Below are 23,321 nucleotides of genomic sequence, written 5' to 3'. Positions count from 1 at the left end.
AGCGCACGCTGCCCGCGCGGCGGGCCATGACGACAACCGACAACCAAAACCAGAACCAGAACAACGAGGAGCTTTACGCATGGCGAGCCTTACCGTTGATCGCCTGCTGCCCGGCAAGCCGTATCCGCTTGGCGCCCACTGGGACGGACTCGGCGTCAATTTCGCGGTGTTCTCCGCGAACGCCAGCCGCATCGACCTGTGCCTGTTCTCGGCAAACGGGCGCAAGGAAGTGCAGCGCCTGGCGCTGCCCGAATGTACCGACGAAATCTGGCATGGCTACCTGCCGCACGCGCAGCCGGGCCTGCAATACGGCTTCCGCGCCTTCGGGCCCTACGAACCCACGCGCGGCCACCGCTTCAACCCGCACAAGCTGCTGCTTGACCCCTACGCCCGTGCGCTGAGCGGGCCGGTGCGATGGTCCGATGCGCTGTTTGGCTACCGCCTCAACAGCCCGCGCGCCGACCTCACGCCCGACCGCCGCGACAGCGCGCCGACGATGCCCAAGGCCGTCGTCATCGACGAGAGCTTCAACTGGGGCGATGACCGGCCGCCCCAACAGCCGTGGGCCACGACCTCGATCTACGAGGTGCATGTGCGCGGCGTGTCGATGCTGCGCGAGGACGTGCTGCCGCAATACCGCGGCACCTTTGCCGCGCTGGCCGATCCGCGCTTCATCGAGCACCTGCTCAAGCTGGGCGTCACGGCGATCGAACTGCTGCCCGTCCACGCGTTCCTGCAGGATCGCTTCCTGATCGAGCGCGGCCTGCGCAACTACTGGGGCTACAACACGCTGGCATTCTTTGCTCCCGAGCCGCTCTACCTGTCCGGGCGCCAGCACCATGAAGTGAAGATCGCGATCCGGCGCCTGCACGCGGCCGGCATCGAAGTGATTCTGGACGTGGTCTACAACCACACATGCGAGGGCAACGAACTGGGGCCCACGATGTCGTGGCGCGGGCTGGACAATGCCAGCTACTACCGGCTGATTCCCGGCGACGAGCGCCATTACATCAACGACACCGGCTGCGGCAACACGCTGAACCTGTCGCATCCGCGCGTGCTGCAGATGGTCATGGACTCGCTGCGCTACTGGACGGAAGTGTTCCACGTGGACGGCTTCCGCTTCGACCTGGGCAGCACGCTGGGCCGCGAAAGCAACGGCTTCGACCCGGGGTCGGGCTTCTTCGATGCCATCCTGCAAGACCCGGTGCTGTCGCGCGTGAAGCTGATCTCCGAACCCTGGGACCTGGGCCCCGGCGGCTACCAGGTGGGCAACCACCCACCCGGCTTTGCCGAATGGAACGACAAGTTCCGCGACAACGTGCGCCGCTTCTGGCGCGGCGACGCGGGCCAGCGCGGCGAACTGGCGGCGCGGCTGACCGGCTCGGCCGACCTGTTCGACCGCCGCCACCGCAAGCCGTGGGCCAGCGTCAACTTCATCACCGCGCACGACGGCTTCACGCTGGCCGACGTGGTCAGCTATGCGCACAAGCACAACGAGGCCAACCACGAGGACAACCGCGACGGCAACGACGACAACGCCAGCGCCAACTGGAGCCCGGACGGCAGCATCGAAGGCCCCACCGACGACGAGGCCGTGCTGGAAACGCGCGCCCGGGTGGCACGCGCCATCATGGCCACGCTGCTCCTGTCGCAAGGCACGCCGATGATCACGGCCGGCGACGAATGGGGACGCAGCCAGCAGGGCAACAACAACGCCTACTGCCAGGACAACGAGCTGTCGTGGCTGAACTGGGACGATGCCGCCCATCCTTCGAATGCGCCGATGCGCCAGCTGGTCAGCCGCCTGCTGGCGCTGCGCCGCCGGTTGCCGGTACTGACCGAGAACCGCTTCGTCCATGGCCGCTCGCAGCCAGCGCCGGGCCTGGCCGATATTGCCTGGTTCGGACCGGACGGCAACGAACTGACCAGCGAGCAATGGGCCAATCCCGAAGACCGTACGCTGGCGCTGCGCCGCGCCACGCACTGCCCAGAGGAAGAGGTGGAGGTCATCGTGCTGTGCCTGAATGCCAGCCACGAGGACGTGGTCTTTCGCATGCCGGCGCCGGGCGAGGACTGGCATCTGCTGTTCGACAGCACAGCGCCGGACCTGGAAGACGAACCCGTGGCGCTCGACGACGAAGGCCGTCCCGCGTACAAGGTGCCGGCGCGCGGCCTGGCGCTGCTGTCCGCCGCGGTGCCCAAGGACGAGGATCCCTCGCGATGAGTCACGACGACGCGCTGCAACGGCTGGCTGAACGCGCGGGGCTGCAGGTGCGTTGGCGCGACGCGTGGAACCAGCCGCAGACGCTGTCGCCGGAAGCCCTGCGCACGGTGCTGACCGCGCTGGACCTGCCCTGCGGCACGGCCGGCGAGTGCGAGGCATCGCGCGCCCGGCTGGCTGCCGACGACGCGGCGCACGCGCTGCCGCCGCTGATCACCGCGGACCAGGGCAGGCCCGTGGTCGTGCCATGGGCACACCCGTCGCCGGAGCGGCCTTATCGCCTGGAATGCGAGGACGGCACGACGATCGAGGGCATCGCCCGGCGCACCGGCGACGGCACGCTGCAAATCGCGCCGGTCTCGCAATGGGGCTACCACCACCTACTGCTGGGCGATGTGTCGACCACGCTGGCGGTGGCGCCGCCGCGCTGCTTCAGCGTGGCCGATGCGCTCGCGGCGTCGCCGCGCCCGGTGCTGGCAAGCAAACCCTGGGGGCTGTCGGTCCAGCTGTACGGGCTACGGCGTGGCGCCGATGGCGGCATTGGCGACCTGACCACGCTGTCGCTGACTGCGGAAGCGGCGGCAGGCGCCGGTGCCGACGCCATCGCCATCAATCCGTTGCATGCGGGATTTCCGGCACTGCCCGAGCGTTTCAGCCCGTACTCGCCGTCCAGCCGCATCTTTTTCAATCCGCTCTACGCCGACCCCGCGCGCATCTTTGGCCAGGCCGCCGTGGACCACGCGGTGGCAACCCTCGGCATCGGCGCGGCACTGGCCGAAGCCGAGCGGCGCACCGAGATCGACTGGCCGGCCGTTGCCCAGGTGCGGCTGCGCTTGCTGCACTGGCTCTGGCAGCATCACGACACCTTGCTTTCCGCTGTGCAGAAGCAGGCATTAGCCGCTTTTCGCGCGCGCGGCGGCAAGGCATTGCTGGCGCACGCGACGTTCGAAACCATCCAGGCCGAGCGGCTGGCCGCCGCAGCCGACGGTGACGCCGCCCGCGACGCCGCCGACTGGCGACGCTGGCCGGCGTCGCTACGCCACCCCGATGGCGCGGCAGCCGCTGCCATCGCGACAAGCGCCGCCGACGCCATCGGCTATCACGCCTTCCTGCAATGGCTGGCCGCCGATGGCCTGAACGACGCGCAGCAGCGTGCGCGCGCGGCCGGCATGGCGATTGGCGTGATTGCAGACCTTGCCGTCGGCACCGACCCCGGCGGCAGCCACGCGTGGACGCGGCAGGCCGAGATCCTCAACGGCTTCCACGCCGGCGCCCCGCCGGACCTGTACAACCCGCTGGGGCAGGACTGGGGCGTGGCCGTATTCTCGCCGCGCGGCCTGCGCCGCAACGGCTATGCCGCCTTCATCGAGATGCTGCGGGCCAATCTGGCCCACGCGGGCGGCCTGCGCATCGACCATGTGCTGGGTCTGGCGCGCATGTGGCTGGTGCCCGAAGGGGCGCCCGCCAGCGCTGGCGCGTATCTGACCTATCCGCTCGACGACCTGCTGCGCCTGGTGGCCATCGAGTCCTGGCGGCACCGCGCGATCATCATCGGCGAGAACCTTGGCACGGTGCCGGAGACGCTTGATACCGCACTGGCCGCGCGTGGCGTGCTGGGCATCGACGTGCTGTGGTTCGTCCGAGAGGCGGACGAGGCGGACGAGGCCGATGCGGCAGACGACGAGGGCGCCGCTGATGCCCGGCCTGAAACGCCCCACTCGCCACCCGGCGAACCCCCTGCCGCAGCCTGGCCGGCCTGCCCCGCATTCCTGCCGCCCGATCGCTGGCCCGTGCTGGCAGTCGCCACCACAACCACGCACGACCTGCCGACCATCGCGGGCTGGTGGGCGGGCCGCGACATTGCCTGGCGCGCCCGGCTGGACCAGCTGGCCGCCGACGAGACCGAAGCCGGCCTGATGGCGCTGCGCGCTGCCGAGCGCAGCGCCCTGTGGCAAGCCATGCGCGACGCAGGCGTGGCACACGGGGCCGAGCCGCCCGCCGACACCGCGCCCGTGGAAACCGTGCTGCGCTGGCTGCATCGCACTGCTACCCCGCTGCGGCTGGTGCCGGTGGAAGACCTGCTGGCGCTGCGTGAACAGCCGAACCTGCCGGGGACGGTCTCCGGCCATCCAAACTGGCAACGGCGACTGGACGCCGATCCGCGCGACCTGTTCACGCGCCCCGCGGTGGAGCGGCGGGTGGCGGCACTGCGCGACGGCGACGCGCCAGCAGGCAGCGGGGGCGAAGACAGCGGAGACAGCGATGCGTGACGCGTCAGGGCGCGTGCGGGTCCGTCAGCGCCCGACAGAGCGCCTCCACGGTCAGCGGCTTGACCAGGTGCGCGTCGAAGCCGGCCGCTTCGGTGCGGCGCCGGTCGTCGGGCGAACTGCGCCCGGTCAAGGCAAACACGCGCGGCCCCAAACCGCTCTGGCGCAGCGCATCCAGCACCTCGTAGCCGCTCATGTCGGGCATCTCCAGATCCAGCAGCACCACGTCGGGCGCGAAGCTGCGCGCCGCTTCCACCGCGCGCATGCCCGTGTAGACCGGCTGGGCGTGATGGCCGAGCACGGTCAGCAGTTCGGCCATGCTGTCGGCGGAATCGGCGCTGTCATCGACGATCAGGATGCGCTGGCCCGCACACTGAGCCGTTCCCGGACGCGGCACGCTGGCACCGTCCATCTGCACCTCGGGCAGCATGACGGTGAACGTGCTGCCATGGCCCTCGCCCGCGCTGCTGGCCTGGATGGCGCCGCCATGCGCCTCGATCACGGCCCGTGCCAGGGCCAGGCCGATACCCAGCCCGGAGCGCGCGGTCTCGTCGCCTTCCTGGGCGAACAGGTTGAAGATGCGGTCCAGCGCCTCCGGCGCGATGCCGCGCCCGGTATCGCTGATCGTGGTCACCACGTTGCCGCCGTCCGCGCGCACCCGCACCGTCACCGTGCCGCCGCGCGCCGTGTACTTGGTGGCGTTGCTGAGCAGGTTCGACAGCACCTGCTCCAGCCGCGCCGCATCGCCGTTCACGAAGACCGGATCGGCGGGCAGCAACACGTCGAACTTCTGGCTGGCACCCTCCAGCGCGGGGCGCATCGCCTCGATGGCGGTGGAAACCACCTCGTTGTACAGCAGGGGCACTGGCTGCACCTTGAGCTTGCCCGACGTCACGCGTCCCACATCCATCAGGTCGCTGACCAGCCGCGTCAGCAACTGCAGTTGCCGGCCGATGATTTCCGCGCAATGGCGGATGCGGGAGTCGGCCACCGGCGTCAGCCGGATCACATCGACCGCGTTGCGGATCGGGGCCAGTGGGTTGCGCAGTTCGTGGGCCAGGATGGCAAGGAACGCCTGTACACGGCGTCCCGCGTTATCGAGATCGGCCAGGCGGGCCGCGTCGGTCACATCGCGCGCGATCCACAGTACGCCCGACACGCCCTGCGCGGCATCGCGCAGCAATACCTGGCGGACATGGCACTGCACCAGCGTGCCGTCATGCCGCTGCAGGCGCTGATCGCCAGACCATGCGCCGCTGCCCCGCACGACATCGAGCAAGCCCGGGGTGCTGGCGGCCGGCCGGGGGCCGGATGGCACATCGGAAACCGTGTCCGGCGCCATGTCGGCCCGGGGGTGCACCAGCGACAGCGGCTGCCCCACGGCCTCCTGCGCGGTGTACCCGAACAGCGCCTGGGCGCCGGCGTTCCAGCTTCGGATCTGCCCTTCGGGGTCAAGCTCGCAGATGGCACAGTCGTCCATCGTATCGAGCAGTTGGTGCCAGCGCGCCTCGACCGCACGCGCGTGCTCCTCGGCCGCGTACTGGACCGTGATGTCGCGGTAGACCACGCCAAAGGCCTCGGGTCCGCCATTGCGTCCTCCGTCGGGCCCCGGCAGGGCCACGATCACCGTGCTGGCATAGAACACGCTGCCGTCGCGGCGCAGGCGCCAGCCCTTGGATTCGGCGCGTCCGGTCGTCCGGGCTGTCGCCAGCAGCTGGTCGGCGCTGGCCCCGTCGTCCGGATCGTCCTGCGTGGCGGGATGAAAACGCGACAGCGGCGCACCGGCTGCCTCGTCGGCGGTGTACAGCAGCACGCGCCGCGCGGCCTCGGTCCACGCACTGACACGACCGTCCGCCGCCAGCGCGAAGATCGCGGTGTCGTCGACCGCATCGAGCGCATTGAGCAATGCGCAACCCGGCAGGGTCATGGGTACGCTCCCTCTTCTCTTGTTGCCGCTGCCCTTCTTGGAGGCAGTCACCGCATCCAGCGCGCCGGCCCGGCGGGCCGGCATGTCTGCGTTGCTTGTAAAAACTACAAGCGGATGCCAAAAACGCTAGCCGTGTTCGCGCGCCGACCTGCTCACCGACGGCGGCGGCGGATGCTTGTCCGGCAGGTTGCGCGCGGGCTGATCCCCTTTTTCCTTGTTGTGATCGGGGCTCTGGTCGGGCCGGCGGTCCGGCCGACGCACGGGGTCATGCGGGATGTGGGTAGCCATGGCGCGTCTCGCAGTGGTTCGCAGGATGGGAAGGCTCATTGCGCTGCAGTTTCCATACCAGCACCGGCACTAATGATTCCCCGGTGCCCCCTCATTTCTTTTGTAGCCTGAAACCAGCACCAAGTCTCGATCCACGTTGATCTGTTCAGGAGTCAAGTGATGACCGATGCATCCCGGCTGCGGCCGGCCCCCGCCGATGCAACCCGCGGCACCCAGAGCACGACTGCGCAAGAGAACCCGGACGACACGCGCACCGCGATGTCCAGCGCCACCATCCGGCGCGCCTTTCTGGACCATGTGTTCTATACCCAGGGCAAGCTGCCCGGCCATGCCAGCGGCAACGATCTCTACCAGGCGCTGGCGCACACCGTGCGCGACCGGCTCGTGCAACGCTGGATCAGCACCGCCGAGACTTACCAGACGCAGCCGTCGCGCACGGTGGCCTACCTGTCGGCCGAATTCCTGATGGGCCCGCATCTGGGCAACAACCTCGTCAACCTGGGCATCGTCGACGAGGTGCGCGCGGCCATGACCACGCTGGACCTCGATCTGGACGACATCCTGTCGCACGAGGAAGAACCGGGGCTGGGCAACGGCGGCCTCGGCCGGCTGGCCGCCTGCTTCATGGATTCGTTGGCCACGCTGGAAATTCCCGCGCTTGGCTACGGCATCCGCTACGAATACGGCATCTTCCACCAGAACATCATCGACGGACAACAGGTGGAAACCACCGACACCTGGCTACGCCACGGCAATCCGTGGGAGATCCAGCGATCCGAATGGGCGGTGCAGGTGCGGCTGGGCGGTCACACCGAGCACTACACCGACGACCGGGGCCGCTACCGCGTGCGCTGGGTGCCCGAAAAGACCGTGGTGGGCGTGCCATTCGATTCGCCCATCCTGGGCTACCGGGTCAACACCGTGAACACCCTGCGCCTGTGGCGCGCCGAAGCCACCGAGTCGTTCGACTTCCATACTTTCAATCGGGGCGACTACCTGGGCGCCGTCAGCAAGAAGGTGACGTCGGAAAACCTGACCAAGGTGCTGTACCCGAACGACGAAACCCAGCAGGGCAAGGAACTGCGGCTGGAGCAGCAGTACTTCTTCGTGGCGTGCTCGCTGCAGGACATGCTGCGCCTGCTGGCCTCGCACGGCATTCCGGTGTCCCGCTTCCACGAGAAGTTCGCCGTGCAGCTCAACGACACCCACCCCGCCGTGGGCATCGCCGAGCTGATGCGCCTGCTGGTGGACGATCACGGCCTGACCTGGGACGATGCCTGGTACATCACCCGCAACGCATTTGCCTACACCAACCACACGTTGCTGCCCGAGGCACTGGAACAGTGGCCGCTGGAACTGTTCCGGCGCGTGCTGCCGCGCCACCTGGAAATCATCTACGAGATCAACGCGCGCTTCCTGGACGAAGTGCGCATCCGCTTCTATGGCGACGAATCGCGGCTTGCGCGGCTGTCTCTGGTGAACGAGCAGGGCGGCCGCTACGTGCGCATGGCCGGGCTGGCCTGCGTGGGCAGCCACGCCATCAACGGCGTGGCCGACCTGCACTCGCGCCTGATGCGCGAGGACGTGCTGCAGGACTTTTACGCGATGTGGCCGGAGAAATTCACGAGCATCACCAACGGCGTCACACCCCGGCGCTGGTTGGCGCTGTCCAACCCGCGGCTGACCCGGCTGGTCAGCGATGCCATCGGCGACGGCTGGATCAAGGATCTGGACCAGTTGCAGGCGCTGGAGCCGTACGCCGGCGACGCCGGCTTCCGGGCCCAGTGGCAGGCCGTGCGCCGCGACAACAAGCGCGACCTGGCGCAGCTGATCCGCGACACCACGGGCGTGACGGTAGACCCGGCGTCGATGTTCGATGTGATGGTCAAGCGCATCCACGAATACAAGCGCCAGCACCTGGCCGTGCTGCACATCATCGCGCTGTATCACCAGATCAAGTCCGATCCCCATGCCGAGATCCCGCCGCGCACCTTCCTGTTTGCGGGCAAGGCCGCGCCGGGCTATCACTATGCCAAGCTGATGATCCGCTTTGTCACGTCGGTGGCGGAGGTGGTCAACCGCGACCCGCAGGTGCGCGACCGGCTCAAGGTGGTTTTCCTGCCAAACTTCAACGTGACCTACGGCCAGAAGATCTACCCCGCGGCGGACCTGTCCGAACAGATCTCGCTGGCCGGCAAGGAGGCGTCGGGCACCGGCAACATGAAGTTCGCCATGAACGGGGCCATCACCATCGGCACCATGGACGGGGCCAATATCGAACTGCGCGACGCCATTGGCGCGGACAACTTCTTCCCGTTCGGGCTCAACGCGTCCGAAGTCTATGCGCTGCGGGCGGCCGGCTACCATCCGTCCACGTATTACGAATCGAGCCCCGAACTGCGTGCCGTGGTGGACCTGATTCAGCACGGGTTCTTTTCCAAGGGCGACGCGGCCGTGTTCCGCCCGCTGTTCGACGGGCTGCTGCAGCACGACCCGTACATGCTGATGGCCGACTTCGCGTCGTACCTGCAGTGCCAGCGCGATGTTTCCGCCGCCTATGCGGACCCGGCGCGCTGGCAGCGCATGTCGGTACTGTCCACGGCGCGCTCCGGCCGGTTCTCGTCGGACAGGGCCATCCGCGAGTATTGCGAGCGGGTCTGGCATGTCGATCCGGTGCCCGTGTGCCTGCTGCGGCGGTCAAGCGGCCAGGTGCAGGGGCAGCGCCGCGCCGGCGATGCCATCGCCGGCTTCAGCGAACGCTGCCAATAGTCGCGCGGCGTCACAGGGGGCAGCCTACGCGGTAGCGCTGCCGCCCCATTCCACTCGGGCCGATCCACCGATTGCAGATTGGTGGACGTCTGGCCCGCTTGCTGCACTTTCTACAAAAGTGGCGGCACCTTATACATCGGCATTGCGCCGCGCCCGTCCCGCCAGTCCAGCCGCCTCAGGCGTCACGCGGCACGCCAGCCTGCGCCGGGGCTGGCACAAAGTTCGCATTGCTGTTCCCCTGCGTCCGGCGGCCCCTGTGTGCGGCGCCGCACGGAGCATCCACCCATCCCAGCAGAACGGCAAACCAGCGGGAGTCTTTCCTTGAACGCGAACACCCTGTTTGTGGCGGCAGAAGCCCAGCCCCTGGCCAAGACTGGCGGGCTGGCCGACGTGGTAGGCGGACTTGCCCGTGCGCTGCTGCAGCGCGGCACCGATGTCACGATCCTGATGCCCGGTTACCCGCGCGCCATTGCGGCGGCGCGCGACGTGCGCAGCCTTGGCGCGATCCACCTGCCGATGGCCCTGCCGCCGGGACACAGCCCTGCGCGCCTGCTGCAGGGCCAGATGCCGGATAGCGGCGTGCGCGTGGTGTTCCTCGACTGCCAGTCGCTCTACGACCGGCCGGGATCGCTGTACGTTGACGCCACCGGCCGCGACTTCTGCGACAACGCCCAGCGATTTGCCGCGCTGGCGCATGCCGCCACGGCCATCGCGGCGGGCGAGACGCCGCTGCCGGTGCCGAGCCTGGTCCATGCGCACGACTGGCACGCGGCGCTGACGCCGCTGCTGATGCGTGCGCGCGGCCTGCACACGCCCACCGTCTGCACGATTCACAACCTGGCCTTCCAGGGCGTGTTTCCCATGGCCGCGGCGGGGCCGCTGGGCCTGCCGCCGGAATCGCTGACACCCGATGGCATCGAGTTCTGGGGCAAGATCAACTTCCTGAAAGCCGGCATCCGCTATGCCGACCGCATCACCACGGTCAGTCATACCTATGCGCGCGAAATCCTGACGCCCCACTTCGGCCATGGGCTGGACGGCCTGCTGGCGCATCGCGCGGCCGTGCTGGGCGCCATTCCGAACGGTGTCGATACCGACACCTGGTCACCCCGTACCGACCGCCTGCTGCCGCAGTGCTACGACGCGCGCAACCTGGCGGGCAAGCGCGCCTGCAAGGCCGCCCTGCAGTTGCGCCACGGGCTGCCGGTGGATGCCGACCGCCCGTTGATCGCCATGGGCAGCCGCCTGACGCACCAGAAGATGGCCGATGTGGCGCTCGACGCGATCGCCCTGGCACTGGCCACACACACCGACGCGCAGTTCGTGATCCTGGGCTGCGGCGATCCCAGGCTCGAAGCCGCATTTTGCGCACTGGCCCAGCGCCATCCGCAGCGCGTGGGCGTGGCCATCGGCTATCGCGAGGAAGATGCGCACCTGCTGCACGCGGGCGCCGACATGCTGTTGCACGGCAGCCGCTTCGAGCCCTTCGGCCTGACGCCGGTCTATGCCATGCGCTATGGCACCGTGCCGATCGTGTCGCGCGTGGGTGGCCTGGCCGACACCGTGCGCGACGTGGGCGACGGCACCGCACCGGCCGCCCGCGCGAACGGCATTGTTTTCGACGGCGAATCCGTTGAGGCGATGTGCGCAGCCATGACCCGTGGACTAGGATGGTATGGTCGCCAGCGCCACTGGCGCACCCTGCAGCGTACCGGCATGCAAACCGACTTCGGCTGGGAAGGCCCCGCGCGCCAGTACCTCGCCATGTATGGCGCGCTGGCACCGGCGCTGGCTCACGTGCCGGTGGTCGTGGACGTGGAAGCCGTGGCAGCGGCGCCGACGGTACAGCCGGCGCGCGGTGGCCGCCGTCCGGTGGCAGTTTCTGACGCACCGGCGCTTTCGCCGTCCGACGCCGGGGCGGCCGCGACGCCCGCCTGAGCCGCGTCCGGCGTGCCACCACCTAACTGGACGTGCGATGTGCCTGCACGAAGGTAGCCTCAGATGATGACTGCTACGCCATCCCCGCCGCCCCGTGACGGCGCGCCGGTCCGCCGGAACTGGCAAACCCTGGGCGCCGATGCCAGGCTGCTGCCCTGCGGCGACGAAGCCGCCGAGGGCTACTGGTTCGGCCCGGTGCGCCTGGCAGACGGCCGCGTGCGCTTCCGGCTGTGGGCGCCAGACGCCGCCGCGCAGGGCCATGCGATACGGCTCGAAGTCGCTGGCATGGCCCCCGTGGTGATGACGGAAGGCAAACGCGGCTGGTTCGAGGCGGTGGTGCCCTGCTGCCACGGCGTGCGTTACTGGTTCCGGCTCGACGATGGCACCATCGTGCCCGACCCGGCTTCGCGCCTGCAGGCCGATGACGTGCATGGCGCCAGCGTGCTGTGCCTGCCGGAGGCCGGCGCGGCCTACGCCTGGCAGCATACGGAATGGCGCGGGCGGCCGTGGCATGAAGCGGTGATCTACGAGCTTCACGTGGGCCTGTGCGGCGGCTACACCGGCGTGATGTCCGAATTGCACCGCCTGGCGGCGCTGGGCTTCACCGCCATCGAACTGATGCCGCTGTCGGAGTTTCCCGGCGCCCGCAACTGGGGCTACGACGGCGTGCTGCCGTTTGCTCCCGAGCACAGCTATGGTTCGCCCGACGAACTGCGCGCGCTGATCGACGCCGCCCATGGGCTCGGCATGATGGTACTGCTCGACGTGGTGTACAACCACTTCGGGCCCGAGGGCAACTACCTGCACCAGTACGCCAGCCCCTTTTTCCGCACGGACCGGCAAACCCCGTGGGGGCCGGCCATCGACTTCCGTCGCGCGGAGGTCCGCCGCTTCTTTGGCGAGAACGCGCGCTACTGGCTGGAATCGTTCCGCTTCGACGGGCTGCGGCTCGACGCCGTGCATGCCATCGAGGATGAGGGCTGGCTACCCCAGCTGGCGCAGGAACTGCGCGCATGCCTGCCGGACCGGCACGTGCATCTGGTGCTGGAGAACGATCACAACGACGTGGCGCTGATACAGGCCGGTTACGACGCGCAGTGGAACGACGACGCCCATCACGCGCTGCACGTGCTGCTGACGGGCGAGCATGACGGGTACTACCGCGAGTATCAGTCGGCACTGCCCGGCGCCACGGCCGCAAAAGACATCGGCACGCCCGCGCTGCATCACCTGGCACGGGTGCTGGGCGAAGGTTTCGCGTGGCAGGGCGAAGTGTCGCCGCACCGCAGCGGCGACGAGAATGGCCCGCTGCAGGGCCGCGAGGTCCGGCGCGGGCAGCCCAGCGCCGGGCTGCCTCCCACCGCCTTCGTGATGTTCCTGCAGAACCACGACCAGACCGGCAATCGTGCGTTCGGCGAACGCCTGACCACGCTGGCGGACCCCGACGCCCTGCGCGCGGCGGTGGCGCTGCAACTGCTCTGCCCGCAGATTCCGCTGGTGTTCATGGGCGAGGAGCATGGCGCGCGCACGCCCTTCCTCTACTTCACCGATCATCCGCCGGAACTGGCCCAGGCGGTGCGCGACGGCAGGCGGCGGGAATTCGCCGCGTCGTCTGCCTTCCGCGACGACGCCCATGCCGCGCGCATCCCCGACCCGAACGCGCCGGAGACGTTCGATGCCTCGCGTCCGGTCTGCGACGATACCGACGGCGATTGCCGCGCGTGGAACCACTACTACGGCGAACTGCTGTCGATCCGCCGCAACGAGATCGTGCCGAGGTTGCGCCATTGCCAGCCGATTGGCGTCACGCCACTGGCCGACCGCGCGCTGGTGGCGCGCTGGCGCCTGGGCGACGGCAGCCAGCTGTCGATCTGGCTCAACCTTGGCGCCGAGCCCGTGGAAGCCGACTGCGCCGGCGGCCGGATGCTGCATGCCAGCCAGGCAGGCGCCATTGCATCGCTCAACGCCGGCATCCTGACCGAACGCTGCTGCGTCACCTGCCTGCATCCCGCCTGACACCGCCATGACCACACCCGCCGACGTGCATCACGCCGACCTCGATCATGCCGGCGTGCCCCGCGCCACGGCGCGGCTGCAACTGCATGCCGGCTTCACCTTTGCCGATGCCGCTACGCTGGTCCCCTACTACGCCGGGCTCGGCATCAGCCACCTGTATCTGTCCCCGATCACCGAAGCGCGGCCGGGGTCCACGCACGGCTACGACGTCACCGACTGCACGCGCATCAGCACGGCGCTCGGTGGCGAAGACGGCTTTGTGGCGCTGGCCGGCCAGGCGCGCGATGCCGGCCTGGGCATCGTGCTGGACATCGTGCCCAACCACATGGCCGCCGACGCCACGCACAACGCATGGTGGCGCGATGTGCTGGCGCAGGGCGAACGCAGCCCGTTTGCCCACTACTTCGATATCGACTGGCAATCGCCCGACCCAGCGCTGCGTGGCAAGGTGCTGCTGCCGGTTCTGGGCGACCCGTACTGGCAGGCGCTGGAGTCGGGCGCGCTGATCGTGGAACGCGGCAGCGATGGCCAGCCGACGCTGCGCTACGGTGACCACGATCTGCCGCTGTCGATGCCGGATGGGTCAACCTTGCCCACCGACGCGCACACACTGCACGCGCTGCTGGAGCGCCAGCCCTACCGGCTGGCGTGGTGGCGCACCGGGGCCGCCATGCTGAACTGGCGCCGCTTCTTCGAGATCACGGAACTGGTAGGCGTGCGCCAGGAGTGCGAGGACGTGTTCGAGGCCACGCACGCGCTGCCGTTCCGGCTGTACCGCGAGGGCTGGATCGACGGGCTGCGCATCGATCATGTGGATGGCCTGGCCGACCCGGCCGGCTACTGCCGCCGCGTACGCGCGCGCCTGGACGCCCTGCGGCCCGGCCGGCCTGCCGCGCTGGCGCGCGCGCATCCCTGGCTGGTCGTCGAGAAGATCCTGGGCGAGCGCGAACCGTTGCCGCGCGACTGGCAGGTGGATGGCACCACCGGCTACGACTTCATGGACGAGGTGGGCGCGGTGCTCCACGACCTGCACGGCGTGGCCCCGCTGAACATGCTCTGGCTGCAGATCAGCGGCGACGACCGCTCGTTTGCCGAACAGGTCCATGCCGGACGGCATCGCGTACTGGCCCGCCACCTGGTCACGGAGGTCGCGTCGCTCTGCGCGCGGCTGCTTGCGCGGGCACGCAGCGACGTCGCCACGCGCGACCTGTCGCCGCACGCGCTGCAGCATGCGCTGTCGGCGTTCATGACGGCCATCCCGGTGTACCGCAGCTACTACGTGCCCGGCGACGATGACCGGGACCGCTCGTTCGACGACGACATGGTGTCGGCAGCCGCCGAAGCCGCGCGCCGCCACCTGGCGCCGGACGAATCGGCCGCCCTGGACTTCATCGTGGCCGCCTTGCGCGCCGACGCCCCGCTCGACACCGCCGCCGGGCAGCTTCGCACCAAACTCCAGCAACTGATGCCGGCGCTGGCTGCCAAATCCACCGAGGACACCGCGTTCTACCGCTATGGGCGGCTGTTGTCCCGCAACGAGGTGGGCAGCGATCCGGGCACGCTGGCCATTGCAGCCGAACGCTTTCACCAGCGGATGCAGGTGCGCGCCGAAACATGGCCGCACGCCATGCTGGCCGTATCCACCCATGACCATAAGCGCGGCGAGGATGCGCGGATGCGGCTGGCGGTGCTGAGCGAGTTGCCCGAGGCATGGGCCGAAGCCGTGGCCGGCTGGGAGACGCATCTGGCGCCGCTGCTGGCGGCATCGCCCCGGGGCCCCGACGGTATCGACCGCCTGATGCTGTACCAGACGCTGGTGGGCGCGTGGCCGGCCGATCCCCGCGCGCTGGCGTCCGAGGAAAGCCAGCGCGCCTTCGTCGACCGCATCCTGGCCTGGCAACGCAAGGCGATTCGCGAGGCCAAGCGTCACGGCAGCTGGACCCATCCCGACAGCGAGTACGAGAACGCATGCGAGGCGTTTCTGCCCGCCATGGCCATCGGCGGGCCGGACAGTGTGCTGGAGAGCATCGGCGCCTTCGCGGCGCGCATCGGCACGGCTGCGGCGCTGAACAGCCTGGCGCAGACGCTATTGCAGCTGACCGCGCCCGGGGTGCCGGACCGCTACCAGGGCAATGAAACCTGGGACTTCAGCCTGGTCGATCCCGACAACCGGCGCGCACCCGATTACGCGCGGCTGCAAGCGCAACTGGAATGCCGCGCGGGCTGGTCGCACTGGCTTGCGCACTGGCGCGACGGCCGCATCAAGCAGCAACTGATCCGCAGCGTGCTGGCTTTTCGACGCGATAACCCGGCGCTGTTCGACCGGGGCTGCTACCGTGCGGTGTCCGTGAGCGGCGATCTGGCCGGGTCCGTGCTGGCGTTCGCACGACAGTGCGGCAACGTGGAAGCCGTGGTGGCCGTGACCCGGCTCGCCGCGCGCCATGTGGACCCGGCCCTGCCGCGTATCCCACCGCATTGCTGGCACGATACGGGCCTGCATACGGGTGATGGCGGCGGCGCGAGCGGTAGCGGCGTCGGTAGCGGCATCAGTAACGGCGACGGCTGGACCGACATCCTGACCGGTCATGCCGTGACATCGCACGCGGGATGGCTGCGCGCCAGGGACGTATTCGCCACGCTGCCCGTGGCGCTGCTGGTGCGACGCTGACGCCAGGTGCTAACCGAGGGCGGCGGCCAGTTGCGTGGCCAGTTGCGCGGCCGCTTCGTCGTCGGTGCGCTCGAAGCGCAGCGGCGTGACCGACACCGCGCCCCGCCCCACCACCATCGCTTCGGCATCGTCCACATCGGGCCGGGGGCCACGCGAGAACTGGAGCCAGTGGTACGGAATGCCGCGCGGGTCCACATGCGCGCGCACGTCGATGGCCTTGACGAGCCCCATGCCCTGGCGCGACACCACCAGCGGGCCGGCCTGCTCCGCTTCCACATCGGGAAAATTCACGTTCAGGCACGCCCCGTCCGACCAGCCTGTCGCCAGCAGGCGGCGGATCACATCCGGCGCCAGCGCGCGCGACGTCTGCCATTTCACCGCATCGCGATCGGTGAACACCTGGCTCAGCGCGATGGAACGGATGCCGAGCAGCATGCCAGTCATGGCGGCGCCCACCGTGCCGGAGAACACGGTTTCCAGCCCGAGGTTGCCGCCCCGGTTGATGCCGGACAGCACCAGATCGGGCGGCGCGTCGCGCATGAGATGGCGCGCCGCCATCACCACGCAGTCACCCGGCGTGCCGCTGACGCCGAAGCGGCGCGGCCCATGTCCGGTCACGCGCAGCGGCGCGTGCAGGCTGATCGAGTGCGACGTGCCGCTCTGGTCGTGATCCGGGGCGACGATCCACACCTCACGGGCCAGCGTGGCCGCCACCTGCTCCAGCACGGCAAGGCCGGGCGCCTCGATGCCATCGTCATTGGTCAGCAGCACACGGTCGACTACGAAATCGGACATGGGGACGCTCTTTGGAGGACGAATGAACGGCCCCTACTGTATCGCAACCATGCCCGCTCCCGTGGCTGCGATGGCCAGGGATGCCTCGTTGCACGCAAAAAAGCCCGCATCGCCGGATGCGGGCATGGCCGTCGCAGTCTTAGTGCAGGCGGTGCGCGTCGCTGTCGAGTGCCCGCTCTGCCGCGTCGCCGGTCGCGCCGCGATAGTAGAGATGGACGCCGATGGCCAGCGAATCGTGACGGATTTCATGCAGTGCACGCCACGCCTGCACGGGGTCCTTGAAGACCAGATAGTGCGCCTCGCGTTCCACCAGCGTGGCCACCTCGTGCAGCCCGTGGTTGTGCAGCGCGCCGACCAGATGATCGAGACTGCGATGCGTGCGGGCGTCCGTACGCGGATAGAGCATGTGCAGCACGGCAACCGGCGAAGCCGCCGGCTGGGCGGTGAACGCGGCAACAATGTCCTGATGATGGATGGCCGTGACGGCATCGTCATTGGCCTGCGTGCGGAAGGACTGAAGTCCTGCGTCGAGGGTCGTGTTGTTCATCTCAGCACCTCCTGGTCAAAATCTGAACGACAGTGGTGCAAAGATAGGGGATATTTGACGCGCCGCAATACGCGTTTCTCGCAACAGTGAATTCCAGCTATTCCGCCGAACGGAATGCCGGGCAGGTTGTCCATGGATCGCATTTCTTTCCGGCAGCTTTCCATGGGCTTTCAGTTGGCTTTCGTCGCTGCCCCGCACACGGCACGGCACGGCGGCAGCGACTGACCCGTTATTCGAACGGACGCGGCTTCGGCGTCTTGTCGTTCGAAGGCGGCAGGATGGGCAGCGTCAGGCGCGGCTGATCGCCCGTTAGCGTATGCAGGAAGGCCACAATATCGGCGTTTTCCTCGGCCGTGAACTTGCGGCCGAGTTGCAGACGCCCCATCACGTCCACCGCCTCGGTCAGCGTCGCCGCCTCGCCGTCGTGGAAGTACGGATAGGTCAATGCCACGTTGCGCAGCGTGGGCACCTTGAAGCTGAAGCGGTCGGCGTCCTTCCCCGTCACGCCGGCCCGGCCTTCGGACGGGTTTTTCGTCTTGTACGGCTCGATCAGGCCCATCTTCTGGAACGACCCGCCGCCAAGGTTCGGACCGTTGTGGCAGGCCACGCAGCCGGACGACTTGAACAGCTGGTAGCCGCGCAGTTCCTGCGCGTCGATGGCCGTCTTGTTGCCTTTCAGCCATTTGTCGAAGCGGGCATTCGGCGTGACCAGCGTCTCTTCGAACGCGGCGATGGCCAGCGTGATCTCGTTCATCGTCAGCTTGCCGGATGGGAACACCTTGCGAAACTCGGCCCGGTATTCGGGAATGGACTTCACGGTGTCGACGGCCAGGTCATGCGTAAAAGCCATCTCGATCGGATTGGCAATCGGCCCGTGCGCCTGCTCCTGCAGGTCCTTGGCGCGGCCGTCCCAGAACTGTACGAAGTTCAGGCTCGAATTGAGGACGGTGGGCGAATTGAGCAGCCCCTTGTTCCATTTGTCGCCAATCGACGTCTTCAGGTTGTCCGAGCCCCCCATGCTGAGGTTGTGGCACGAATTGCACGAGATGAAGCCCGAGCGCGACAGGCGCGGATCGAACCAGAGCTTTGCGCCCAGGGCCACGCGGGCCGGGTCCTTGATCTTCGCGGGTTCGATGGGCTGTACGGGTTCGGCCGGCTGCGACGTGGCGGACGCCACGCCGGCGGCAATCGATGCCGTGATCCACAGCAGTGTTGGTAGGAATTGTCTGAGCTTCATGGGAGGACTCCGAATTTCTTTGAACCGCTCCGGCATCAACGATGCATTGGAACGGGCTCTCGGATTAGGCTCCCATGGCCTGTGGCTTACCCTGACGGGCGTCAATGCCGCCCTGAAAGCCGACGGAAAGGTGCCCTCGCATATCCATACACGATCTTCTTCGTTGGCGCAGTGTTGCGCGCGCCCTACGATCTCGTCTTTGCCCTTTGGGAATTCGCGGCAGCGGCCAGCATCAGGCGCTGGCCAGGCCGCGCTGCAAGGCCGTTTTGAGCATCGAGAAGACATGTCGCGCCACAGGATTGACCGCATTGGGACGCGCCCACAGGTAGTACGTGACATCGGGCAGCCGTGGCAGGCCATCGCTTTCGCCAAGGATGCGCATGTCGGCCTGCAGCAGGTCGATGCTGCGCGCCGTGATACCCAGGCCGGCGCGCAACGCCGCCTTGATGCCGATCAGGCTCGGGGCCAGATAGGCGATGCGCCACGGCACGCCGGCCTGCGTCAGCGATTCCAGCGACAGCTTGCGGAACAGGCTTGGCTCGTCGGCGAGGATCAGCGGCACCGCCGTGCCACGCTCATAGACAAAATCGGCCGCACAGACCCAGATGGTGGGCGTGGTACGCAGCACGATACCTTCGAGCGCGCTGTCCTCGCGCGTGGAAACGGTCAGGTCGATTTCACCGCGCCGCAGCGACTCCATCAGAAAGGGGCTGCGGCCGACATGGATCTCCAGCCGCAAGGCCGGCGACGACCGCGCAATATGCGACAGCAGCACCGGCAGGATGGTGTCGGCCACATCGTGCGGCGCACCAATGCGCAGCGAACCCGTAAGGTCCCCCTCGCGCAACACCCGCAGCGCCTCGTCGTTGGTGCTGAGGAGCTGCCGCGCATACTCGAGCAGCTTCTTGCCATGCCGCGTGAACTGCTTGCTGCGGCCCTGCCGCTCGAACAGCGGCAGATCGAGTTGCTCTTCCAGCCGCTGCATCTGCTGGGTCACCGCCGACTGGGTACGCTGCACGGCCTCGGCGGCAGCCCCGAACGTATCGTGATCGGCAATGGCTACCAGCGTGCGCAGCAGGTCGAGGTCAAGGTTTCGCATTCATTAGCGGCGCTAATGGATTTTCGTCGCGCATTAAGTGGTTTTCAGAACGGGTGTTCATTACAGTGAAACACGAAGCACCGTTCTACCCCCGAAAAACAGAGATTGCAAGGATTGATCGCACCATGTCCCTCGCAGCACAGCGCCAGTCCGCCGTTGGCGACACCATCGAATCCATTAGAAACATTGTAGACAAGGGCGGCGTGACCCGCGCCAGCCTGGCTGAAGTGCTGCCCCTGGTGGAAGACCTGGCCGCCCGCACCGAACTGTGGAATGAAGCCGACTATCCGCCGCCCGAGGCCAACGAGCGTCAGGCCCGCTACCTGATTGCCGAAGACCCGGACCAGACCTACGCGCTGTACCTGAACGTCATGCGGCCCGGCAAGCGTATTCCACCGCACAACCACACCACCTGGGCCTGCGTGGCCGGCGTGAGCGGCATAGAGGTCAACGACGTCTACGTGCGCACCGACGACGGCAGCCAGGCCGGCGTGGGCACGCTGGAACATTCGCACACCGTGGAAGTGGGCCCGCGCCACGGCATCGCCCTGCTGCCCGACGACATCCATTCGGTGGAAATCCGTGGCGATGCCGTCATCCGTCACCTGCACATGTACGGGCGCGCGCTCGAAACGCTGACCGACCGGCTGACGTTCGACCTCGAGACCGGACGCTGCCAGATCATGAACATGGGCGTCCAGACCCGCCGCTAAGCCACACCTGACCGGGGCCGCCGAGCGCGCCCCGACAACTCCTGAATCGAAGCCGACTCCTCGCTCCTGCGGCGAGGACGGCCCCCTTTTTGCCCAACATTCATGACACAGCCCACCTACACCGCCGTCGATGCCGTCACCCTGAAGGGCTGGCTGCACGATGCCGACGAAATCGCGCTGTTCGACGTCCGCGAGCACGGCCAGTATGGCGAGGGCCATCCGTTCTATGCCGTGCCGATGCCCTACAGCCGGCTGGAACTCGATGTCGGCCGGCTGGCCCCGCGTACCGATGCCCGCATCGTGCTGGCCGATGACGGCGATGGCGTGGCGCAGGCTGCCGCGGCGGCGCTGGCATCGCTCGGCTATACGAACCTTTTCGTGCTCGACGGCGGCATGCCGGCCTGGCGCGCCGCCGGCTATACGCTGTTTGCGGGCGTCAATGTTCCGTCCAAGACCTTCGGCGAACTGGCCGAGCACCACTACCACACGCCGCGCGTGACCGCACAGGAACTGGCCGCGATGCAGGCAGGCCCCCAGGCGCCGGTCGTGCTCGACGGACGCCCGGCCAGCGAATTCCGCAAGATGAACATTCCGGGCGCGATCTGCTGCCCCAACGGCGAGCTGGCCTATCGCCTGCGCGACCTGGTGCCCGACAGCACCACCCCGATCGTCATCAACTGCGCGGGCCGCACGCGCAGCATCATCGGCGCCCAGTCCTTGATCAACTTTGGCGTCGCCAATCCTGTCTACGCGCTCGAAAACGGCACGCAGGGCTGGTACCTGAATGATTTCCCGCTCGAACACGGCGGCACCGCGCGTTATCCGGACAATGGCCTGCCGCAGGACATCGACGCGGCCCGCCGCGCCGCCCAGGCGCTGACGCAACGCTTCGACGTCCCCCACATCGACGCCGCCCAGGCCCAGGCATGGCTGGCTGACACGACGCGCACCACATTCCTGTGCGACGTGCGCACCGCCGAGGAATTCGCCGCCCAGACGCTGCCCGGCGCACAGCACACGCCCGGCGGCCAGTTGATCCAGGCCACCGACCAGTACGTCGGCATCCGCCGCGCCCGGCTGGTGCTGTTCGATGCCGAAGGTGTGCGCGCCCCGGTGGTGGCCAGCTGGCTGCGCCAGATGGGCCATGACGCCGTGGTGCTCGAAGGCGGCCTGCAGGCCGGCCAGGCCGCCGGCGTACGCGCCGCCCAGGGTCCGACCCATGAAGTGACCGCACTGCCGGGCACATCCGCCGCGCAGCTGGCAGCGGGCCTGGCCGACCAGTCGATGCTGGCGCTGGACCTGCGCGGCAGCATGGCCTACCGCGCCGGGCATGTCGCCGGGGCGCGCTGGTCCATCCGGTCCCGCCTGGCGCAGGACCTGCGCGGCGTGCCGCACGACACCACGCTGGTGCTGATCGGCGATGCCGATGGCGACGATCCCGCCGAGCTGGCCGTGGCCGATCTGCGCGCGCTGGGCTTCCGCGATCTGCGCCGGCTGCAGGGCGGCTTTGCCGCCTGGCGCGATGCCGGCCATGCGGTGCGCCAGGGCGCCGACACGCTGCCCGACGCGCGCTGCATCGACTACCTGTTTTTCGTCCATGACCGCCACGACGGCAACAAGGCCGCCGCGCGCCAGTACCTGGCCTGGGAAACGGGCCTGATCGCCCAGCTCGACGCGCAGGAACTGGCCACGTTCCGCTTCCCGCCTGCCGGCTGATTGCCACCCGCGCCATTCACTTTCCACCTGCCATAGAAGAACGAGGTCGCCCCCATGTCCCGTCCGATGTCATCCCGCCTGTCGTCACGTCTTGCGCAGTACCTGGTTGCCGTATGCACCGTCACGCTGTCCGCCGCCGCCACGGCGCAGCAGCCCATGGCACCCGTCAACGGATTTCCGTCGCAGCCGCTGCGGATCGTCTCGCCGTTCCCGGCCGGCGGCGGCAACGATGCCGTGACCCGCGTGGTGGCCACGCGGCTGTCGCAGGTACTGGGCCAGAGCGCCGTGACCGACAACCGGGGCGGCGCGGGCGGCAACATCGGCACGCGCTACGTGGCCGAGGCCAAGCCCGACGGCTATACGGTGCTGACCTCGCAGGTGTCGATCATGGCCGTCAACCCAACGCTGTACCGCGCGCCTGGCTTCGATCCGGTCAAGCAGTTCATCCCGGTCACGCAGATCAACGCGGCGCCGCTGGCCATCGTGGTATCGGCCAACGCCCCGTGGAAGACCTTCGAGGAACTGGCCGCGCAGGCCAAGGCGCAGCCGAACCGGATCACGTTCGCCACGCCCGGCAACGGCACGCTGTCGCACCTGGTGGGCGTGGTGCTTGACAAGGACAGCCAGGTTTCGCTCCAGCATGTGCCCTACAAGGGCGCGGGTCCGGCCATCAACGACCTGCTTGGCGGGCAGGTGGACGTGCTGATCACGTCCACGTCGTCGGTGTCCAGTTTCATCCAGACCGGCCGCATGCGTGCGCTGGCCGTCACCAGCCCGCGCCGTCTCGGGGTATTCACCAAGGTGCCGACTCTTGAAGAGCTGGGCTATCGCAATGCACGCTTCGAGGACTGGTACGGCTTCTTCGTACCGGCTGGCACGTCGCCGGAACGCGTTGCGCTGCTGAACCGCGCCATCGTGCAGGTGCTGCAGATGCCCGAGGTGGTGAAGACCATCAACGAAGGCGGCAGCGACGTGGTGGCCAACAGCTCCGAGGCATTTGCCGCGCAGATGAAGCAGGACATTGCCCGCTGGTCGCAGATCGTCAAGCTGTCCGGCGCGCACGTGGACTGATCGACCGGTGCAGGCACGCGCCTTGCGACCCCCTCACACAACATGC

General features: G+C 68.3%; 15 protein-coding genes. 9 read left to right on the top strand and 6 right to left on the bottom strand.

Features of this window, described 5'->3' with window-relative positions; all coding sequences use genetic code 11:
* The first annotated feature begins 79 nt into the window (after positions 1-79).
* Complete coding sequence (gene glgX / locus AC3G88_RS15155; protein WP_488771943.1) at positions 80-2,227, top strand: glycogen debranching protein GlgX; 2,148 nt, start codon at positions 80-82, stop codon at positions 2,225-2,227.
* Entirely contained in the window at positions 2,224-4,494 is a 2,271-nt protein-coding gene (gene malQ, locus AC3G88_RS15150; RefSeq protein ID WP_488771944.1) for a 4-alpha-glucanotransferase, read from the top strand. Before glgX ends, malQ begins: the two co-directional genes overlap by 4 nt.
* Before the next feature lie 4 nt (positions 4,495-4,498).
* On the opposite strand, the gene AC3G88_RS15145 is transcribed toward malQ, so the two are convergent.
* Both AC3G88_RS15145 and AC3G88_RS15140 read right to left on the bottom strand, forming a co-directional pair.
* Positions 4,499-6,418 carry a hybrid sensor histidine kinase/response regulator gene (locus AC3G88_RS15145; protein ID WP_488771945.1) on the bottom strand — a complete coding sequence of 640 codons (1,920 nt, stop codon included), beginning with the start codon at positions 6,416-6,418 and terminating at the stop codon, positions 4,499-4,501.
* A gap of 126 nt (positions 6,419-6,544) precedes the next feature.
* Positions 6,545-6,706, bottom strand: a complete 162-nt coding sequence (locus AC3G88_RS15140; protein WP_153945994.1) for a hypothetical protein — start codon at positions 6,704-6,706, stop codon at positions 6,545-6,547.
* A gap of 258 nt (positions 6,707-6,964) precedes the next feature.
* On the opposite strand from AC3G88_RS15140, the gene AC3G88_RS15135 reads away from it, so the two are divergent.
* From AC3G88_RS15135 to treY, 4 genes are all read left to right on the top strand, one after another.
* Positions 6,965-9,475 (top strand): glycogen/starch/alpha-glucan phosphorylase, encoded by a 2,511-nt coding sequence (locus AC3G88_RS15135; RefSeq protein WP_488772360.1) that lies wholly within the window; start codon positions 6,965-6,967, stop codon positions 9,473-9,475.
* Between the two features lie 321 nt (positions 9,476-9,796).
* Positions 9,797-11,413, top strand: a complete 1,617-nt coding sequence (gene glgA, locus AC3G88_RS15130; RefSeq protein ID WP_488771946.1) for a glycogen synthase GlgA — start codon at positions 9,797-9,799, stop codon at positions 11,411-11,413.
* 66 nt (positions 11,414-11,479) lie between these two features.
* Complete coding sequence (gene treZ / locus AC3G88_RS15125; RefSeq protein WP_488772361.1) at positions 11,480-13,429, top strand: malto-oligosyltrehalose trehalohydrolase; 1,950 nt, start codon at positions 11,480-11,482, stop codon at positions 13,427-13,429.
* Positions 13,430-13,436: 7 nt separating this feature from the next.
* The gene (gene treY, locus AC3G88_RS15120) at positions 13,437-16,097 is read left to right on the top strand and encodes a malto-oligosyltrehalose synthase (RefSeq protein WP_488771947.1); all 2,661 of its coding nucleotides are present in this window, start codon (positions 13,437-13,439) and stop codon (positions 16,095-16,097) included.
* Between the two features lie 9 nt (positions 16,098-16,106).
* On the opposite strand, the gene surE is transcribed toward treY, so the two are convergent.
* From surE to AC3G88_RS15100, 4 genes are all read right to left on the bottom strand, one after another.
* A complete protein-coding gene (gene surE / locus AC3G88_RS15115) occupies positions 16,107-16,892 on the bottom strand; it encodes a 5'/3'-nucleotidase SurE (protein ID WP_488771948.1) in 786 nt (261 codons plus the stop codon).
* A gap of 139 nt (positions 16,893-17,031) precedes the next feature.
* Positions 17,032-17,439, bottom strand: a complete 408-nt coding sequence (locus AC3G88_RS15110) for a hypothetical protein (protein WP_488771949.1) — start codon at positions 17,437-17,439, stop codon at positions 17,032-17,034.
* A gap of 229 nt (positions 17,440-17,668) precedes the next feature.
* A complete protein-coding gene (locus tag AC3G88_RS15105; protein ID WP_488771950.1) occupies positions 17,669-18,676 on the bottom strand; it encodes a cytochrome-c peroxidase in 1,008 nt (335 codons plus the stop codon).
* A gap of 232 nt (positions 18,677-18,908) precedes the next feature.
* Entirely contained in the window at positions 18,909-19,775 is an 867-nt protein-coding gene (locus AC3G88_RS15100) for a LysR substrate-binding domain-containing protein (protein WP_153945989.1), read from the bottom strand.
* Between the two features lie 125 nt (positions 19,776-19,900).
* Here AC3G88_RS15100 and AC3G88_RS15095 point away from each other — a divergent pair, with 125 nt between their 5' ends.
* The 3 genes from AC3G88_RS15095 to AC3G88_RS15085 all read left to right on the top strand — a co-directional run bounded on the left by AC3G88_RS15095 (position 19,901) and on the right by AC3G88_RS15085 (position 23,275).
* Positions 19,901-20,488 carry a cysteine dioxygenase family protein gene (locus AC3G88_RS15095; protein ID WP_488771951.1) on the top strand — a complete coding sequence of 196 codons (588 nt, stop codon included), beginning with the start codon at positions 19,901-19,903 and terminating at the stop codon, positions 20,486-20,488.
* A 102-nt stretch (positions 20,489-20,590) separates the two neighbouring features.
* On the top strand, positions 20,591-22,204 hold the full coding sequence (locus AC3G88_RS15090) for a rhodanese-like domain-containing protein (RefSeq protein WP_488893466.1): 1,614 nt from the start codon (positions 20,591-20,593) through the stop codon (positions 22,202-22,204).
* 54 nt (positions 22,205-22,258) lie between these two features.
* A complete protein-coding gene (locus tag AC3G88_RS15085) occupies positions 22,259-23,275 on the top strand; it encodes a Bug family tripartite tricarboxylate transporter substrate binding protein (protein WP_400394522.1) in 1,017 nt (338 codons plus the stop codon).
* The last annotated feature ends 46 nt before the right edge of the window (positions 23,276-23,321 follow it).

It is taken from the genome of Cupriavidus sp. 86D6 (assembly GCF_057815095.1).
Note: the sequence above shows the minus strand (reverse complement) of the source record. Positions and strands in the feature narration are given on the sequence as shown.

What these genes read in the sequence shown, in the direction of transcription:
- surE (WP_488771948.1), bottom strand. Translation starts at nt 16,892, where the DNA reads ATGTCCGATTTCGTAGTCGACCGTGTGCTGCTGACCAATGACGATGGC.
- AC3G88_RS15105 (WP_488771950.1), bottom strand. Translation starts at nt 18,676, where the DNA reads ATGAAGCTCAGACAATTCCTACCAACACTGCTGTGGATCACGGCATCG.
- AC3G88_RS15085 (WP_400394522.1), top strand. Translation starts at nt 22,259, where the DNA reads ATGTCCCGTCCGATGTCATCCCGCCTGTCGTCACGTCTTGCGCAGTAC.
- AC3G88_RS15135 (WP_488772360.1), top strand. Translation starts at nt 6,965, where the DNA reads ATGTCCAGCGCCACCATCCGGCGCGCCTTTCTGGACCATGTGTTCTAT.
- treY (WP_488771947.1), top strand. Translation starts at nt 13,437, where the DNA reads ATGACCACACCCGCCGACGTGCATCACGCCGACCTCGATCATGCCGGC.
- AC3G88_RS15095 (WP_488771951.1), top strand. Translation starts at nt 19,901, where the DNA reads ATGTCCCTCGCAGCACAGCGCCAGTCCGCCGTTGGCGACACCATCGAA.
- AC3G88_RS15100 (WP_153945989.1), bottom strand. Translation starts at nt 19,775, where the DNA reads ATGCGAAACCTTGACCTCGACCTGCTGCGCACGCTGGTAGCCATTGCC.
- AC3G88_RS15140 (WP_153945994.1), bottom strand. Translation starts at nt 6,706, where the DNA reads ATGGCTACCCACATCCCGCATGACCCCGTGCGTCGGCCGGACCGCCGG.
- AC3G88_RS15145 (WP_488771945.1), bottom strand. Translation starts at nt 6,418, where the DNA reads ATGACCCTGCCGGGTTGCGCATTGCTCAATGCGCTCGATGCGGTCGAC.
- treZ (WP_488772361.1), top strand. Translation starts at nt 11,480, where the DNA reads ATGACTGCTACGCCATCCCCGCCGCCCCGTGACGGCGCGCCGGTCCGC.
- malQ (WP_488771944.1), top strand. Translation starts at nt 2,224, where the DNA reads ATGAGTCACGACGACGCGCTGCAACGGCTGGCTGAACGCGCGGGGCTG.
- AC3G88_RS15090 (WP_488893466.1), top strand. Translation starts at nt 20,591, where the DNA reads ATGACACAGCCCACCTACACCGCCGTCGATGCCGTCACCCTGAAGGGC.
- glgX (WP_488771943.1), top strand. Translation starts at nt 80, where the DNA reads ATGGCGAGCCTTACCGTTGATCGCCTGCTGCCCGGCAAGCCGTATCCG.
- AC3G88_RS15110 (WP_488771949.1), bottom strand. Translation starts at nt 17,439, where the DNA reads ATGAACAACACGACCCTCGACGCAGGACTTCAGTCCTTCCGCACGCAG.